Source organism: Sphaerisporangium sp. B11E5, assembly GCF_039871875.1.
In the GTDB taxonomy this organism is placed as follows: domain Bacteria; phylum Actinomycetota; class Actinomycetes; order Streptosporangiales; family Streptosporangiaceae; genus Sphaerisporangium.
In genome coordinates, this window is sequence record NZ_JBDPMD010000054.1 from 29,037 (window position 1) to 45,662 (window position 16,626).

Annotated in this window: 10 protein-coding genes and 1 pseudogene; 4 read left to right on the plus strand and 7 right to left on the minus strand. The window is 72.6% G+C overall.

Annotated features, from left to right (window positions below; translation table 11 throughout):
• Positions 1 to 3,108: 3,108 nt before the first annotated feature.
• The 3 genes and pseudogenes from ABGB17_RS32945 to ABGB17_RS32955 all read right to left on the minus strand — a co-directional run.
• Positions 3,109 to 3,903 (minus strand): annotated as a pseudogene (locus ABGB17_RS32945) (NACHT domain-containing protein); the annotation flags it as partial.
• A 567-nt stretch (positions 3,904 to 4,470) separates the two neighbouring features.
• Entirely contained in the window at positions 4,471 to 4,791 is a 321-nt protein-coding gene (locus tag ABGB17_RS32950) for a CU044_2847 family protein (RefSeq protein WP_347637156.1), read from the minus strand.
• Between the two features lie 79 nt (positions 4,792 to 4,870).
• Positions 4,871 to 5,743, minus strand: a complete 873-nt coding sequence (locus ABGB17_RS32955; RefSeq protein WP_347637158.1) for a helix-turn-helix transcriptional regulator — start codon at positions 5,741 to 5,743, stop codon at positions 4,871 to 4,873.
• Positions 5,744 to 5,881: 138 nt separating this feature from the next.
• Between ABGB17_RS32955 and ABGB17_RS32960 the strand changes: the two genes are divergently transcribed.
• A complete protein-coding gene (locus ABGB17_RS32960; RefSeq protein ID WP_347637160.1) occupies positions 5,882 to 6,916 on the plus strand; it encodes an aldo/keto reductase in 1,035 nt (344 codons plus the stop codon).
• Between the two features lie 254 nt (positions 6,917 to 7,170).
• Here the strand turns inward: ABGB17_RS32960 and ABGB17_RS32965 are convergent, their stop codons facing one another.
• From ABGB17_RS32965 to ABGB17_RS32980, 4 genes are all read right to left on the minus strand, one after another.
• Positions 7,171 to 8,046, minus strand: coding sequence for a hypothetical protein (locus ABGB17_RS32965; protein WP_347637162.1), 876 nt, complete (start codon positions 8,044 to 8,046; stop codon positions 7,171 to 7,173).
• Between the two features lie 130 nt (positions 8,047 to 8,176).
• Positions 8,177 to 9,013 (minus strand): hypothetical protein, encoded by an 837-nt coding sequence (locus ABGB17_RS32970; RefSeq protein WP_347637164.1) that lies wholly within the window; start codon positions 9,011 to 9,013, stop codon positions 8,177 to 8,179.
• A gap of 521 nt (positions 9,014 to 9,534) precedes the next feature.
• Positions 9,535 to 9,945: a VOC family protein gene (locus ABGB17_RS32975; RefSeq protein ID WP_347637166.1), complete on the minus strand. Its 411-nt coding sequence runs from the start codon at positions 9,943 to 9,945 to the stop codon at positions 9,535 to 9,537.
• The gene (locus ABGB17_RS32980; RefSeq protein WP_347637168.1) at positions 9,942 to 11,048 is read right to left on the minus strand and encodes a DUF6597 domain-containing transcriptional factor; all 1,107 of its coding nucleotides are present in this window, start codon (positions 11,046 to 11,048) and stop codon (positions 9,942 to 9,944) included. Before ABGB17_RS32980 ends, ABGB17_RS32975 begins: the two co-directional genes overlap by 4 nt.
• Before the next feature lie 125 nt (positions 11,049 to 11,173).
• On the opposite strand from ABGB17_RS32980, the gene ABGB17_RS32985 reads away from it, so the two are divergent.
• The 3 genes from ABGB17_RS32985 to ABGB17_RS32995 are packed head-to-tail and all read left to right on the plus strand — an operon-like array spanning position 11,174 to position 16,571.
• Positions 11,174 to 12,976: an ATP-binding protein gene (locus ABGB17_RS32985; protein ID WP_347637170.1), complete on the plus strand. Its 1,803-nt coding sequence runs from the start codon at positions 11,174 to 11,176 to the stop codon at positions 12,974 to 12,976.
• A gap of 17 nt (positions 12,977 to 12,993) precedes the next feature.
• Positions 12,994 to 14,142, plus strand: coding sequence for an exonuclease SbcCD subunit D (locus ABGB17_RS32990; RefSeq protein WP_347637172.1), 1,149 nt, complete (start codon positions 12,994 to 12,996; stop codon positions 14,140 to 14,142).
• On the plus strand, positions 14,142 to 16,571 hold the full coding sequence (locus tag ABGB17_RS32995; RefSeq protein ID WP_347637174.1) for an SMC family ATPase: 2,430 nt from the start codon (positions 14,142 to 14,144) through the stop codon (positions 16,569 to 16,571). The genes ABGB17_RS32990 and ABGB17_RS32995 overlap by 1 nt, the downstream gene beginning before the upstream one ends.
• Positions 16,572 to 16,626: the final 55 nt, after the last annotated feature.

Genomic DNA, 16,626 nt, shown 5'->3' on the forward strand with positions numbered 1-16,626 from the left:
GGCCAGCTCATGGAGGAGGTCCGCGGCCGTGCCGCGGTGCTCCTCTCCGAGCCTGGCCAGTGCGACCGCAGCTTTCCGGCGTGACACGGCATCGATCAACGCATCGGTCGCCAGTTCCCGCAGAAGAACGGCCGCCTGAGCGCCGGAGGTGCCGCCCAGGCTCCCCAGTGCCAGTGCCACCTCAAGTCGGTCTTGGGCGAGGAGGGTGGTGTCAGCGGGCAGGAGAGCGAGCAGCTCGGCGGCGGACTCACGGCAGGCACCACCGAGCTTCACCAGTTCCTCGCTCGTCCTGAGGCGATCGCCGGGTTCGGCGAGCGAGTCGCGACCCCACGCCAGCATCATTTCGGCGGCACGGGCGCGATGTTCGTTTCCGAGACTCGCGAGACCCGTTGCCACATGAAGGCGATCGAACGAATCGGCCGCCGGATCGGTGGCGAGATCCAGCAGAACCTGCGCTGCGCGGGGAGCTTGCCGGGGGTCGAGCACGGAGAGGGCCACTAGGGCACTGGCTCTGTCCTGTATCGCGGCCACGGTGTCGTCGGCCAGCCACCGGATAACGTCTATCGCCGTCGCGCGTTCGTCGTCACCAAGTTTTGCCAGTTCGTCCGCGGCATACAGGCATTGTCCATTCGAGTTGACCGCCGTGTCCGTGGCCAGATCACGCAGGATGTCGACCTGATCAACATGGTGTTTCGCCGCAAGGTCACCCAGTGTGGAAGCCATATTAATGCGCTGCCAGATGGTCACCAGTGGATCGAAGCCCAGAATACGTAGGGGTGCCGCCGCGCGGGCATCGTGGTCGCCGGACAGCCGGGCCAGGTTGAAGGCGGCCCTGTACCGGCAGTCTGAGGGAATCGCCGGATCGATGGTGAGCTGGTACAGGGAAGCTACCAAGGGCTGGCAAGCACCGCCCAGTCCTTGAGCGGCGGACACACGATCTTTGGGCGAGGTCATGGGATCGCTGCTCAGCGCGCCAAGCATGGCGACTGCCTGGTCGAAGAAGCGGGGCCCGAGACCCGCCAACGTCAGCGCGGCCTGCATACGTGCCTGCGAGCCGGTTCTTGGAGCCTGCGCGAGATGGCGGAGCAACGCGGCGGCCGGCGTGGCGGTGTCCGGCTGGAGCCTGACCAATGCGATGGTGGCGTAGACACGGTCGTCGGATGATGAGAAGGGGTCGTGCAGGAGAGCAGTGAGCCTCTCCGCAAGCGTGGCCACATGGTCACCCCCGAGTTTCGCCAGGAGCCTCGTGGCCCAGAGGCGCTGCGGGGGATCGACGTCGGGATCGTCGATCAATTCGTTGAGGATCGCCGCGGCACGCTGACGATGCCGTTCGCCGAACGCGGCAAGCACCTCGGCGGCCTCGCACCGGTCTCCTGCGCCGAGATTGATGTCGGTGGCCAGCCGGTCCAGGGCCTCCGCCGCCCGGGTACGGTACTCGTCGCCCAGTTCACCCAGCGAGACGGCGACCATCTGACGGTTGTAAGAAACTGCGCCGGGGTCGGTCGCGATCTCGAACATGGTGTCCGCCGCGCGGACGCGGTATCTGCCGCCCAGCTCGGCGAGTGCTTCCACTGCCTCGCGCCGCTCCCAATCATCGAACGCGCGGTCCTTGGCCACCTGATACAGGGCCTCGGCCGCACGAGGGAGGTACCGCGGGTCCAGCGAGGCCGCCGCCGCCAGCGCGAGAGCCCGGTCGGGGGTGCCGCTCGCAGGGTCGGCGCTCATCAGAACGGTGATCTCGATGGCTCGCTCTCGCTGTGCCCGGCCAAGCCTCGCGAGGTCCTGGGCGGCTTCGCGGCGTTGCCATGAGGCGTGCGCCGGATCGGTGGCGAGGCGCGTGAGCGTATCGTCGGCGCGTTCGCGAGACTCGGAGCCCAGCTTGGCCATGATCTGAGCCGCCTGCCGGCGGCGCCAGAAGTCGGCGGAGACGGTGGAGCCGCGGATGAGTATTTCAGCTGCACGTAGGCGGTGTGCCCCGCCGAGTCTGCCGAGTGCCTCCGCGGCCGCCAGGCACTTCCCGGGCTCGATCGTGGGGTCGTTGGCGATGGTCTCCATGACCTTGGCGGCCTCGGCGCGGTGCTCGTCACCGAACTTGGCGAGGACCGCCGCCGCTTCACAGCGAGGCCCCGGGCGCGCGGTCTCGGATATGAGCTGTCGCAGAATGGCGGCGCCGTTGCGCCGGATGTGATCGGAACGGTCGCGTAGCAGGTCGACCAGCACGATCTTCTCGTGCGTGCCGCACATGTCTTGGGCAAGGACTTTCTCCAGCCTGGCGCGGACGGCGGGATACCGTGTCTGGCCGGACAACGACCTTCGCAGATCATCTGCCGAACCGGTGAGGATCATGTCCTCCACGCGGGCGAGATAGGCGGTGCGTTGCACCTCGGTGCAGGGAACCCCTTGCCTGATCAGCACTCCCGCGCAGTCGCGTTGGTCGTGTGTCCCGGCCTGCAACCAGTCGATGAGCCCGGTGCCCGGCCCCGAGAGGTGCAGGTAGTGCAGCAGCACTCGTTGTGCGTTCTCGTCGTCGAGGAGGAGTCCTTGTACCAGTTCGCCCCATGGAGGTGCGTCATGGGTGAAGCGGTCCGGCAGGGTCTTGGCCTGGGCGGTGGCGGCGAGGTGCTCGGCGAAGGTCTGGTGGAGGAAGCGGAGGCGGTGGCCGAGGCGGGTCAGGACGCCGGTCTGGGAAAGCCACTCGGCCAGGGCGCTCTCCCAGCCGAAGGGAGGGCGTGGCGGTAGGGGGGCATGGGTGGTGAGGATGTTCTGGGCGACCTCCAGCAAGGGGGCCTCGCTGGTCGTGTATGCCGTGGCCAGTTCTTCCAGCAGGAGGGTGCGGTTGTCGTGCAGCCAGTCGAGGAGGGCCGGGAGGTCGCGGAGTGCGGTCAAGGTGGCGGTGCGTGCATGGATGAACTGGTTGATGTACTCCTCATAGAGCTCATAGCGACTGGCGGGTAAGGGTTGGTCGGGGCGGGACTGGTGGAGGTTCGCGGCGACGGTGGCCAGCAAGGGGACGTCGAGGAGGTCCTCGAGGTCGGCGAGGCGGACCTGATGGAGGAAGTCCTCGGCGGCGGTGGTGCCCGCAGCGGTGGCGTCGGGGTTGAACCAGTTGTGGGCGAACTCGATGAGGGCGTCCTCGTCGAAGGGCTGGAGTTCGTAGAAGCCGACCCTCGGGCCGCGTAGGCGTTCGATCTCGCCGGGGGAAAGGGGGCGGGTGGTGACGAGGAAGCGTGCCGGTGGGTTCCCGGGGGACATGCGGGTGGCCAGGGCGGCGAGGAGTCGCTCGCGGTCGTCCTGGTCGGGGATCTCGTCGAGGGCGTCCACCACGATCAGCCACCGGCGGCCGGCGACGGGGCCGGTGAAGAGGTGGGCGGGGATCTCGCCGTCCGGGCGGCCGTACTCCTCGGTCACCGAAGCGCGCAGGGCTTCTGGCCAGCTCCGGGAGATGTGCGTGGCCAGGACGCGGGCCGGCAGCAGGACGGGGATCAGCGTGGGTTCGGTCGAGCCCAGTGCGGACTCGGCGAGGCCGCGGGTCAGGTTGCGGCCGAGGGTGCTCTTGCCGAGACCTGCGGCGCCCTCGATCACCAGGTGGTCGTGCAGGTCGAAGACCTGGTCGAAGGCCTGGGTGAGGCGGGACGCGCGGCGGGCTTCCTCCGGGGGGCCGTACTCCTCGGGCTGCTCGTCCCATGGGCGGCGGGTGGGGATCGAGGCGGCGGCGACGCTCTGGCGGACGTAGACGCTGGACAGAGGGAAGCGGCCGTACTTGCCGCGGACGGGGTAGGGGAGGTCGTCGGTGACCTGGCACATCATGCGAAGGACGCCGGCCAGTTCCACGGGGAGCGGGTCCTGGGACGGGAGGCGCGGGACCGTCGGGCAGTGGGTGGTCAGGGTTGCCATGGGGAGCATCCAGGCGACCTTGGCGGTCGCGGTGCGGTCCTCGGTGACGGCGATGCCGAGGACGTGGCCGGTGGTGTCGCATTCGACGCCGGCGCCGCTGAAGCCCTGTTCTATGCGGCGGCCGGTGACGCGGGTGGCGTCCAGTTGGATCCACTCGGCTCCTGGGCCGCTCGGGTCGCCCAGTTCGTACGACGTGGCCCAGACGCCGGTGTCGACGCCTTTGGGGTAGCCGTACACGCGGACCTTGGTGCCGCGGGTGGGACGGTCGGTCAGGACGGCTGGGAACGTTCCGGTGGGGGCGGGGGACGGCAGGTGGAGGACGGCGATGTCGCCGCGTTCGTCGGGGTCGATGGGGAACCAGCCGTCCTCGGTCACCGAGGCGCGGACGCGAGGGGAGTCCGGGGCGGCGGGGAAGTCGAGCTCGATCGTTTCCTCGGGGTGGCTTCGGGCTCCTGCGGGGCGCCGAGGGCGGCGTTCACCACGTGGGCGCAGGTCAGGACGCGGTGAGGGGTGATGAGGACACCTGCGCCATGGATGCCGCCGGGGCCGTGGATGCGGGCGGACCAGGGGTGCACGTCAGGGGGCCTCTCCTTCGCGCCAGGTCAGTTTCACGGTGAGGTGGCCCTCGGTGCCGGTCTTGGCTATCACGGCGCCGGCTTCGGCGGTGAGGCGGACGCCGAACTCGATCTCCACCTCGTTCGGGCCCGCTTTGCGGAAGGTGTCGAGGGCCGCTTCCGCGGCGGTGCGGATGGGGGCCAGGGCCGATTGGAGGGAGTCGGCCGACGCGGTGATGATGTCGCCCACCCGGGAGGCCCGGCGGATGCCGGGGTCTGTCTCTGACATCTCTACCAGGACTTCGCCGCCGCCGGAGAGGGCGATCGACATCAGTTCACTCATGAGGGGGATCCCGGGGGGTTGGGAGGCTTACATGATGAATGACACGGATCGTAACGCCATCGGCACGCGGACGTACGGTTCAGGCGTCTGAGCTCACCAGGTCGGCGAGGGCGCGCAGGCGTTCCTCGGTGGGGGAGCCCTTGGGGGCGGTGTAGGTGCACAGGCGCTGGCCGGTGTCGCCGGGGATGGCGAAGGACTCGTAGGTCAGGGTCAGTTCGCCGACCTGGGGGTTGAGGACGCGTTTGACGCCGTGGTCGCTCTCCAGGACCGACTGGGTGTCCCAGAGGGCGCGGAAGTGGGGGCTGGCTTCGGTGAGGTCGCAGATCACGGCGTGGACCTGGAACAGGTCGGGGTGGTGGCCCACCTCGGCGCGGAGGATGGCGACGACCTCGGCGGCCATGCCGGGCCAGTCGGGGTAGAGGGCGCGGGCGTCGGGGTGGAGGAAGACGAGGCGGGCGGTGTTGAGGTCGTGCTCCGGGAGGGTGTCGTAGTCGAACGCGATGCGGGACGCGATGCGGTTCCAGGCCAGGACGTCCAGGCCGGGGCCGTAGACGACGGCGGGGACGGTGTCGTCCATCGCGTCGAGCAGTTCGCGGATCTGGGGGCGGACCTCGGGGCGGTGCGGCGTCCCGGCCGCGCCGTCCTCGCAGCAACCGGTGCCGGTATAGCGGCGGGGGAGGGTGATGTTGCGTAGGTACGCGTGCTCGTCGGGGGTCATGCGCAGGGCGCGGGCCACGGCGTCCACCACCGAGTCGGAGATGGACGGGGCGCGGCCCTGCTCGATGCGGGTGTAGTAGTCGACGCTGATGCCGGCGAGCTGGGCGACCTCCTCGCGGCGCAGCCCGCGTACCCGGCGCCGGGCCGGGCCGTCGGGCAGGCCCAAGGCCGCGGCGTCCAGCGCGGCGCGCCGGGTCTTCAGGAATGGCGTGATCTCTTCCGTCCCGTGCCCCATATCAGCATTATGCGGGTGCGGGCGGCGTGGGGGGTTCTGGCCGACCCCGGTTGAGCCGGGCCTGGTACCCGTCCGGCGGGGCGGGGGAGGGTTGAGGGGTTGGCAGACAGACCATGATCCTTTTGGAGGTCGCACCTTATGCAGCGCAGGATCCTCGGGGGCACCGGCATCTCGGTGAGCGAGTTCGCGTTCGGGGCGATGATGTTCGGGCACATGGGCAACGACGACCCCGGCGACGGTGTGCGGATCATCCACCGTGCCCTCGACGCGGGGATCAACTTCGTGGACACCGCGGACATCTACTCGGCCGGCGAGTCGGAAGAGGTCGTCGGCAAGGCGCTGAAGGGCCGCAGGGACGACGTCGTGCTGGCCACCAAGGCGCACGGGTCGATGGGCCCGGACCCCAACCACGCGGGCACGTCGCGGCGCTGGCTGGTCCGCGAGGTGGAGAACAGCCTGCGGCGGCTCGGCACCGACTACATCGACCTGTACCAGATGCACCGGCCCGACCCGGCCACCGACATCGACGAGACGCTCGGGGCGCTGACCGATCTGGTGCGGGCCGGGAAGGTGCGGGCCGTCGGCACGTCCACCTTCCCCGCGGAGCTGATCGTCGAGGCGCAGTGGGTGTCGGAGCGGCGGGGGCACGTGCGGTTCCGCACCGAGCAGCCGCCGTACTCCATCCTGTCGCGCGGCGTGGAGGCGGCCGTGCTGCCGACCACGCAGAAGTACGGCATGGGGGTGCTCACCTGGGGTCCGCTGGCGGCGGGCTGGTTGTCCGGGCGTTACCGCTCCGCGGAGGACATCGACCTCACCGGCGGCAGCCGTACCGCCATCGAACGGCACAAGTTCGACGTCTCCATCCCGGAGAACGCCCGCAAGCTCCAGGCCGTCACCGAACTCGCCAAGCTCGCCGACGAGGCCGGCATGCCCCTCCCGCACCTGGCCGTCGCCTTCGTCCTGTCCCACCCCGCCGTCACCTCAGTGATCATCGGCCCCCGCACGATGGACCACCTGGAGTCCCTCCTGACAGGCGCCGGCGTCACCCTGAGCGCCGACATCCTCGACCGCATCGACGAGATCGTCCCCCCGGGCACCGACCTCAACCCGGCCGACAAGTACTACACGCCCCCGGCACTGACCGACCCCACCCTCCGCCGCCGCCCCCGCTGACCGCCCCATCTTCGGCTGCCGCCCCCGGCTGACCGGCGCACCGTCGGCTGCCGTACCCGCTGACCTGTACGGCAGCCGCCACCGACGATCGGCCTGGTCCTTCGCCGCCCCGCTGACCTGTCCGCACAGGCCGGCACGTCACGTCCCGCCCTCGTCACCAGGCCCTCTGGGGCAGCACCGGCGCCGAGACGGCGGGACGTGGTGCGGCGGACCCGGCGCCGCTGTACGGCGCTCCGCCGGGAGAGCCCGCGAGGTCACCGTGCGGGCGCGGCGATCCGCCCGATGCCCAGAGTGTTGGTCGCGGGCAGTAGCCCGGACTGCAGCACCGCGACGAACAGCGGGTTCGTCAGCTTGGCCAGCCGCTCGGCCTTCTCGGACCCGAGCGCCTCCCACGGACCGCAGGCCAGGTCGTCGGTGAGCCGCTCCACCCGGTCCCGCAGTTCCCGCCCCGTGCCGGTCGCGACCCCGTCCGCACCGACCAGCCCCCGGGACGCGAGACGCTCCCGCGCCGCCCCCCACTCCTCGTCCGACCACCCGCGCCCCGCGAACGCCTCCACCGGCGCCGCCCCCACCGCCGCGAACGACACCAGCGACTCGCAGGGGTCCAGCCCCTCCGTCAGCAGCGCCGCCACGTGCCCGTCCCCCCGGTGCTCCCGCAGGATCCCGATCGCGTGCCACAACACCAGATGCGGCTCGTCGGGCCACCCCAGCCCGGCGTTGGCCGCGGACATCGGCCGCCCGTGGTGCCCCGCCGCCTCCGCGGCCGCCCGTGCGAGCGCGGCGGCTTCCCGCACCTCGGCCGACCCTGCCCCGTCCTCCAGCAGCCCCCGGTACATGCGATCCACCGCCCGCCACCGCGCCTCCAGCACCCGCTCCCCGGACGCCACCTCCCAGACGGAGGGCACATACCTCTGCACCATCCGCGGACTGAAGCTGTAGAAGGCCGACGCCACCCGCCCGGCCGAAGGCTCGCCGAGCGGCGCCGCCCGCCACGCGAAGTAACTCGGCCACCGCTCCTCGACCGGTATCCCGAGCCCCGCCGCCTCCGCGAACACCTCCGGCGAGTACCAGAACCCCGCGTGCACCGGCTCCAACTGATGCCACATCCAGCGCGCGAACCCAGCGTCCATGATCCATCCTCCAGAGGACACGTCTTTCCGAACCGCCGCCCCCGCGGGCGGTGACCCCATGCTAGATAGTGATGCTATCCAATGTCCAGCCGTGACCGGAGAAGACGTCTCGCGACGGGAAAGACGCGGGTCACGCCCTCTGGCGCGTCACCGCCGCCTCGTCCAGGAGGGTGCCCACCGTACGGCTGCCCGGGGCCGGGGACGGGACAGGGGTGGCGTGGTGAAGGAGCTCCAGGCGGACCTCGGGGGCCTCACCGGAAGCGGTGCGGAGGAGGAGGCTGCTCTTGTCGGGGTCAGGAAGGGCGGCGATCAGGTCGGCCTGGGGGGCGAGCGGGGCGGCGAGGGCGGGGGAGAGGGTGGCGGCGGTGGTGAGGAGGTCGGGGTCCAGCCGGAGGAAATCCGCCAGGCACCGCTGGGCGGGAGTCAGGGCCGCGAGGCCCGCGGGGACGGGAGGTTCGGTCTCGGCTTCGAAGTCGTCGTCGAAGGCGTCCTCGTCGCGTTCCCAGGTGCCGACGGCGGCCAGCCAGGCGAGGTACAGGGGACGCAGGTCGCCGGAGGCCAGTTCGTCACGGAGGGCGCTCAGGGGGAGCAGCAGGCGCTCGTCGTCCTCGTCCCAATCGGCGTCATCGTCCTCGCTGCGCAGGTCCAGCACCAGGTGGTCGCCGGACACCCACGCCTCGACCTGCTCGTCCAGCAGGTACGGCCGGACGGTGTCGAGGGGAAGGAGCTTCTGCGGCACGCGGAGCATCAACTGGCGGCTGCCGTAGTCGGACAGGTACAGGTGGACGTCGTAGTAGCGCTCCACCATGTCGCGCGGGTCGCCGTCGAAGTCGCCGCTCTCGTAGTGGTCGACGAATCCGGTGACCCCGATCTCGGCGGACGCCGACAGCTCACGCACCTCGGCGAGCTTTCCGGGAGTGAGGGGGTGGTCCAGCGCCAGGAACTCGTAGTACTGGTATTCGCCCATGGCGTGACCTACCCGGTGACAGGGGGCGCCGATCCACTCGGCCGCCCGCGGACGGCGTGCCGCGCGGGCACGGCGACCGGCCACGGCCCGGCGCGGTCACGGGCGCCGAGCATAGTGGAGGCATGGCCGCGGCGGGATCCCCTCCGCCGTATCGGCCTCGGAGACATGTCCCAGCCCGGCGCCCCCACCGGGCCGCTCCCCGCGGTGCCGTCGCGACCACACACGAAGACCGTGGTGAACCCGGCGGCTCGCTCCTCGATGCCGATGCCCGGCCCGACGGCCCTCACCCCGGCGAGGAAGACCACGGGCGGACCGCCGGAGCCGGCGCGGTGGAGGAACAGGCACCACGTCCACGTCGTGGCGCCGCCCCGCCTGGGAGAGTGCCGCCGGCCAGCGCGATGGGCTCGCGGCGCGTTCCCGTCCCGCTCATGGCTGCCGCTGCGCCCCTGACGCACGGACGAGGTCAAGCCCTTTCCCGGCGTTCCCGGCGGCCGCCTCCGTGGGCCACCGGGCGGCCGGTCTCAGCCCTTGCGGGGCTCGCCGCGGTAGGTGCCGAACGACCACAGGTTGCCCTCGGGGTCCCGGACGGCGAACTCACGCGACCCGTAGTCGGTCTCCCGGAGGCCCCGGAGCACCTCGGCCCCGGCCTTGGTGGCGCGGGCGAACAGGGCGTCGGGATCGTCCGTGACGACGTACGTCCCGAATGTGCCCGGCGTCAGGCGCCAGGGGTTGCCGTCGTCCGCCGTATGCTCGGACCCCAGCATGATCCCTCCGCCGAGCGGCCAGTCGAGCTGGGCGTGCGTCACCACGTCGCCCTCCCCGTACACGGCGGTCTCCTCGAACCCGAACGCCTCGACGAGGAAGGCGATGAGCCCCCGGGCGTCCCGGGCGCTGAGCGTCGGCCACACCTGCGGCCGTGGTGTCTCTGTCATACCCCCGACTGTGCCCGCGAGGGTGCCCCGGCGGCTTGGACGTTTCGGAACTCCTCCGCCAGCCACCGCGTCGGTGAGCACCCGGAGAACTCCCGGAACTCCCGCACGAGATGCGACTGGTCGTAGAACCCCATCTCAACCGCCAGATCCGCCAGCACCACCCCTTCCCCACCCCACCGCCCTCGCTCCCCGCCGCCCCATCGACCCTCTTCGCCGCTGTCACGCCGCCCCGGCTCCCCGCCGCCCCATCGGCTCCCTCGACCGCTGGCAGGCAGGCTCTGCTCTCCGTCGCCCCATCGGCTCCCTTGACCGCTGGCACGCCGGCTCCGCTCCTCGCCGTCCCACCCGTTCCGCTCGCCGCCGCCCGGATCCCGCCGCCGCCCGCCGCCGGTACTTCCCCCAGCCGGGCCTGCCGCGGCCGCCGCCCGCGCCTGCAACGCGCGTCGTGCGCGGTCGAACCTGATGACCCGTCCCGCGACCTTGGGGGCGAGGCCGATCTCCGCGCCGAACCGTGCCCCGAGGTGGCGGGCGCTCCACCCCACCTCCCGGGCCAGTTCCGCGACGGGGACCGTGCCCCCGCCGCGCAGCAACATCGTCCACGCCCGCACGACCTCGGGCGGCACCTCGCGCGACCGGTCCAACCGCCGGGCCAGCAGCTCGTCCAGCACCCGGAACCGCTCGCCCCACCCCGCCGCCGCGTTCAGCCGCTCGTGCAGCTCCCGGGCGGCGGCCACCCCCAGTAACTCCCCGGCGTCCACGTCGACGTTCGCCAGCTCCCCCGCGGGCACGCCGAGCAACGCTCGCGCCCCGAGCGGGCTCAGCCCCAGTTGCACCCCGGCCTGCCGCCCCTGGTGCGTGATCAACGCGGGCGAGGTGTGCAGCCCGCCCACCAGCGTGTCGTACCGACCCGCTTTCTGCCGGGGGTCGGGGTGGGCCGCGACCTGCAGCGGCTCCTCCAGGGTGATGATCACCGTCAGGTACGGCGAAGGCAGGCCCCGGTGCGTCCCGGGCTCGTCGCCCCACTCCCGGTACCCGTGGTAGCTGTCCACCAGCCCCCGCACCGGCCCGGCGGGCATCCCGAGCACCATCTCCACCCGTCTCACCTCCTCGACGGCCCATCATGCCCGCCGCCCCCGACAGAAACTCGGTGTGGGCGAAGCCGGGATGGGCTGTCAGAGGGTGTGGCTATGCTGCCGGTGATGGATTTGTGGACGGTGGGGTGGCAGACGTGATCGAGAACGGGGTGGCGAGCCGGGCGGGGTTGAACGGAGGGGCCACGGCGGCGGGGGAGGCCGTCGGCAGGGTGCTCGGCACGCAGGCGGCGTCGCCGCTCTCGTTCTGGGTGGGGGTCGAGCCGGGGCGGGTGTTGCAGCTCGACGACGTCGTGGTGACCCGGCGCGAGGTGCCGGGGGTGGGGCAGGTGCTGGTCGCCGGGGTCGTGGTGGGGGTGGAGGCCCGGCACGAGGGGGCGGGGTTCGATTCGGACGTGTTCCTGATCGCCGACGGGGCGTTGCCCGCGGCCGTCATGGAGAGCGCGGAGGTCCGCGTCACCCGGGTGGAGCCCGAGGTGTTCGTGCCGCCGGTGCCGGGCGCGGTGGTGTTCAAGGCCGAGGCGGGCGACCGCGACCAGGCGCTGTACTTCGACGTGATGGAGCGGCGCATCCCCATGGGGCTCGGGCGGGACGGGGCGCCGCTCTATGTGAACTTCGACTTCATGGACGGCACGCGGGGGGCGCACGTGTCGATCTCCGGTGTCTCCGGCGTCGCGACCAAGACGTCGTTCGCCACGTTCCTGCTGTACTCGATCTTCAATTCCGGTGTCCTGGACGCGGAGGCGGCCAACACCAAAGCGCTGATCTTCTCCGTCAAGGGTGAGGACCTGCTGTTCCTCGACCACGCCAACACCCGCCTCGACGACGCGGGCGCCCGGGCGTACGGCATGCTCGGGCTGCCGGCGAAGCCGTTCGGCAGCGTGCACGTGTTCGCGCCGCCGCGGCCGGGCGACGTCAACGGCGTGCCGCACGTGTCGGCGCGCACCCACGGGGTGGGCGCGTTCTACTGGACGCTGCGGGAGTTCTGCGACCAGGAGCTGCTGCGCTTCGCGTTCGCGGACGCCGACGACGAGCGTGCCCAGTACTCCCTGCTGATCGGCCAGGTCGCCGCCCGCCTCCAGTCGTGGGCCGAGACCGCGGGCGAGAGCGGCGCCGTCATGGTCAGGCTGCCTGACGGCACCGCCACCCCGGTGTGCCGCACCTTCGCCGACCTGGTCGACGTGGTGGCCGACCAGCTCACCGACGACGAGACCAGGAGCACCTGGACCGGCGCGCAGACCCCGCTCGGCACCGTGAACGCCTTCCTGCGCCGCCTGCGCAGCGCCGTGCGGCCGCTGTCCCCGATCATCCGCGGCGACCTGCCCCCGGGGCGCGCCCACTCGATCAGCACCTCCGACGCCCAGGTGTCCATCGTCGACCTGCACAACCTGCCCGAGCGGGCCCAGCGGTTCGTGGTCGGCGTGGTGCTGCGCGGCGAGTTCGCCCGCAAGGAGAGCAGCGGCACCGCCCGCCCCCTGCTGTTCGTGGTGCTCGACGAGCTCAACAAGTACGCCCCCCGCGAGGGCGACTCCCCGATCAAGGAGATCCTGCTGGACGTCGCCGAGCGCGGCCGTTCCCTCGGCGTCATCCTGATCGGCGCCCAGCAGACCGCCTCGGAGGTCGAGCGCCGCATCGTCGCCAACTGCGCCGTCCGCGTCGCCGGCCGCCTGGACCCCGCCGAGGCCACCCGGTCGGAGTACGGCTGGCTGCCGCCGGCCGTGCGTGAGCGGGCCACCATCGCCAAGCCGGGCACCATGTTCGTGGCCCAGCCCGAGATCCCGGTTCCGCTCGCGGTGACGTTCCCGTTCCCCGCCTGGGCCACCCGCCCCGCCGAGGCCGGGCCCCCGCCCGCCGGCGCGCGGGCCCTCACCCAGGGCTCGCGGCCCCCGGACCCCTTCGCCGGCCTGCCGGGCGCCGACGACGACATCCCGCCGTTCTGACCGGAAGGACCGGAGGATTGAAGATCCTGCACACCGCCGACTGGCACGTCGGCAAGGTCCTCAAGGGACGTTCCCGCATCGACGAGCACCGCGCCGTGCTCAGGGAGCTGGTCGAGCTGGCCCGCCAGGAGGACGTGGACGCGGTCGTCGTCGCCGGCGACCTGTTCGACACCTCGGCCCCCACCCCCGAGGCGCAGTCGCTGGTGCTGCCCACCCTCATGCGGCTGCGCGAGGACGGCAGGGACGTCGTGGTGCTGGCGGGCAACCACGACAACCCCCACCTGCTGGAGGTGTACCGGCCGGTGCTCGGCGCGCTCGGCATCCACGTGGTGGGCGCGTTCCGCCGCCCCGACCAGGGCGGCACGCTGGCGTTCCGCGCCAGGTCCGGCGAGGACGTGCGGCTCGCCGTGCTGCCGTTCCTGTCCCACCGGTACGTCGTGCGCGCCGCCGACGTGCTCGCCGGGGGCGCCACCGACCACAACCGCGACTACGCGGCACGCATCGGTCAGCTCATCGGCGCCCTCACCGGGAGCTTCGCGGCGGGCACCGTCAACATCGTCACCACCCACGGCACCCTGCCGAGCGGCACGTTCGGCGGCGGTGAGCGCGAGGCGCAGTCGATCTTCTCCTACTACTTCGAGGCCACCGCGTTCCCCGCCTCCACGCAGTACGCCGCCCTCGGCCACCTGCACCGCCGTCAGCGCATCCCCGGCCCGTGCCCCATCTGGTACAGCGGCTCGCCGATCGCCGTCGACTTCGGCGAGGAACGCAACACCCCCGGCGCCTTGCTGGTGAACATCGAGCCGGGCCGCCCCGCCGTCGTCCGCGAGGCCGCGATCCGCTCGGCCCGCGCCATGGCCACCGTGAAGGGCACCCTCGGCGAGCTGGAGGCCATGGCCGCCGACCTCGCCGGCACCTGGCTGCGGGTGGTGGTCGCCGAGAAACCCCGCCCCGGGCTCGCCGAGACGGTGCGGCGCGTGCTGCCCGGCGCCCTGGACGTCACGGTGGACGAGCGGTTCCGCCCTGCCCGGGCCACCCGCGCGCCCGGCGGTTCCGCCGCGCGCGGCCCGATGGAGCTGTTCCACGACTACCTCACCGCCACCGGCCGGGGCGACGAGCAGGTCGAGAAGCTGTTCCACCGGCTGTACGACGAGGTGAGCGGCTGATGCGCCCCCTGCTGCTCCACCTCGACAACTTCGGCAGCTTCCGCGAGCCGGCCACCGTCGACTTCACCGACGTCGACTACTTCGCCCTGGTCGGCCCCACCGGCGCCGGCAAGAGCACGGTCATCGACGCCGTCTGCTTCGCCCTGTACGGCACGGTGCCGCGCTGGAACAACGAGAACTCGATCGCGCACGCCCTCGCCCCGTCGGCCATCGACGGCAAGGTGGCCCTGGTGTTCGAGACCGGGAACCGGCGGCACGCCGTCGTCCGCGCGCTGCGCCGCGACTCCCGCGGCCGGGTGCACACCCGGGAGGCGCGCATCGACGAGCTGGACCCGCGGGTGCCCGCCACGGCCGGGCTCGCGGAGGTCACCTCGGCCGTGCTGCGGCCGGTCGCCGAGGGCGAGGCCGTCGCGGCCGAGGTGCAGCGGGTCACGGGCCTCGCGTACAAGTTCTTCACCCAGTGCGTGGTGCTCCCGCAGGGCAGGTTCGCCGAGTTCCTGCACGCGCAGCCGCGCGAACGGCAGGACCTTCTGGTGCAGCTCCTCGACGCCGGGGTCTACGACCGGGTCCGCGAACGCGCCGCCCGCGAGGAGGCCGTCGCCCGGCAGGCCGCCGCGCTCGCCCGCGACCAGCTCGCCCGGCTGCCCGACGCCGACGAGGCCGCCGAGCGCGCCGCCGCGGGCCGCCTTTCCGCGCTGCGCGGTTTCGCCGACGGCATCAGGGCCGAGGTGGAGGCCCTGCGCGGCCTGGACGAGGCGCTGCGCAGGGCGTGGGAGCAGCGTGCCGAGGCGGCCAGGCGTCTCGCCCCGCTCGACGCCCTCGCCATGCCGCCCGAGGCGCCCGCGCTGGCCGCGACGCTGCGCGAGATCGGCGCCGAGGTGGAGGCGCGCGGCGCCGAGCTGCACCGTCTGGAGGCCGAGGAGCAGCGTGCGCACGAGGAGCTCGCCGGGCTCGGCGACAAGGTCGCGCTCACCGCCGAGCTGAAGGCCCTCGACGAGCACGAGCGCCTGACCGCCGCGCACGCCCGCGCGGCGGCCGACGCCGAGCGGGCCGCGGGTGAGCTGTCCCGCCTGGAAGCAGAGGCCGGCGACGCCGCCACCGCGCTGGCCGCCGCGGAACGCGACCGCGACCGCCTGCGCGACGCGCACGCCGCCGCCGGCCTCGCGAGCAGGCTCACGGTGGGCGAGCCCTGCCCGACGTGCCTGCGCACCGTCACCGAGCTGCCCCACCACCCCGCCCGCACCGACCTCGGCACCGCCGAGCGTGTGCTCGCCGCGGCACGGCGGGCGGCCGAGGAGGCGAGGACGCGGCACGGCCAGGCGGTCACCCGTGCCGCCGTGGCCGCCCGCGGCGCCGAGGAACTGGCCGGACGGCTCGCCGGCTCGCCGCCGCAGGGCGACAGGGAGCAGATCGGGACCCGCCTGGAGGCCATCAAGGCGGCGGAGAGCACCGCCGCCCGCGCCCGGCGTGCCAGGTCGGCGGCGAGGTCCGCCCATGACGACGCCCGGCGCCGCGCCGACGAGGCCCGGGGCCGGTCCGAGCGGGCCTGGCGTCACCTGGACGCGGCGCGCGACACCGTCGTCACGCTCGGCGCGCCGCCGCTGGACCGCACGGACCTGCGGGCCGCCTGGGCCGCCCTGCTCACCTGGCGTGACCGCGCCGCCGCCGAGGAACGCGCCGCGCTCGCCGCGCAGGACGCCGGGCTGGCCCGCATGCGCGGCGACCGCGACTCCGCCCGCGTCCGGCTGCTCAAGCGGCTCGCCGAGCACGACATCGCCATGTCCGGCGAGCCCGCCCCCGGCGCCATCGCCGAGGCCGTCGCCACGGCCGTCGCCCGGGCCGAGGCCCGGGTGGAGCGCATCAAGGAGAACCGCCGCCACGCCCGTGAGCTGGCCGAGCAGGCGGCGGCGAGGGAACAGGAGGCCCGGGTCGCGCACGAGCTCGCGCAGATGTTGCGGGCCGACGCGTTCGAGCGGTGGTTGTGCGCAGAAGCGCTGGAGCTGCTGGTCGCCGCGGCGTCCGACACCCTGCGGGAGTTGTCCGACGGCCAGTACGAGCTGGCGCTCGGCGGCCGCAACGAGATCGAGGTCATCGACCACGCCGAAGCGGGCATGCGCCGCAACGTGCGCACCCTCTCCGGCGGCGAGACCTTCCAAGCCGCCCTGGCCCTGGCGCTCGCCCTGTCCGAACAGGTCGCCGGCATGGGCTCCACCCACGGCCTCGAATCCATCTTCCTCGACGAGGGCTTCGGCACCCTGGACCCCGCCACCCTGGACATCGTGGCCACCACCCTGGAACGCCTGGCCACCACAGGCAACCGCATGGTCGGCCTCGTCACCCACGTCCCCGCCCTGGCCGACCGCATCCCCGTCCGCTACGAGGTCACCCGCGACACCAAGGGCTCCCACCTCCGAAGGACAACCACATGACCCACCGCCCCACGGCTCCCTCTTCACCAGGATCGACCCGCCCCATGGCTCCCTC

Bases quoted from the DNA above. Each gene is read 5' to 3' on its own strand.
- ABGB17_RS32950 (WP_347637156.1), bottom strand. From the start codon at position 4,791: ATGAGTGAACTGATGTCGATCGCCCTCTCCGGCGGCGGCGAAGTCCTG.
- ABGB17_RS32955 (WP_347637158.1), bottom strand. From the start codon at position 5,743: ATGGGGCACGGGACGGAAGAGATCACGCCATTCCTGAAGACCCGGCGC.
- ABGB17_RS32960 (WP_347637160.1), top strand. From the start codon at position 5,882: ATGCAGCGCAGGATCCTCGGGGGCACCGGCATCTCGGTGAGCGAGTTC.
- ABGB17_RS32965 (WP_347637162.1), bottom strand. From the start codon at position 8,046: ATGGACGCTGGGTTCGCGCGCTGGATGTGGCATCAGTTGGAGCCGGTG.
- ABGB17_RS32970 (WP_347637164.1), bottom strand. From the start codon at position 9,013: ATGGGCGAATACCAGTACTACGAGTTCCTGGCGCTGGACCACCCCCTC.
- ABGB17_RS32975 (WP_347637166.1), bottom strand. From the start codon at position 9,945: ATGACAGAGACACCACGGCCGCAGGTGTGGCCGACGCTCAGCGCCCGG.
- ABGB17_RS32995 (WP_347637174.1), top strand. From the start codon at position 14,142: ATGCGCCCCCTGCTGCTCCACCTCGACAACTTCGGCAGCTTCCGCGAG.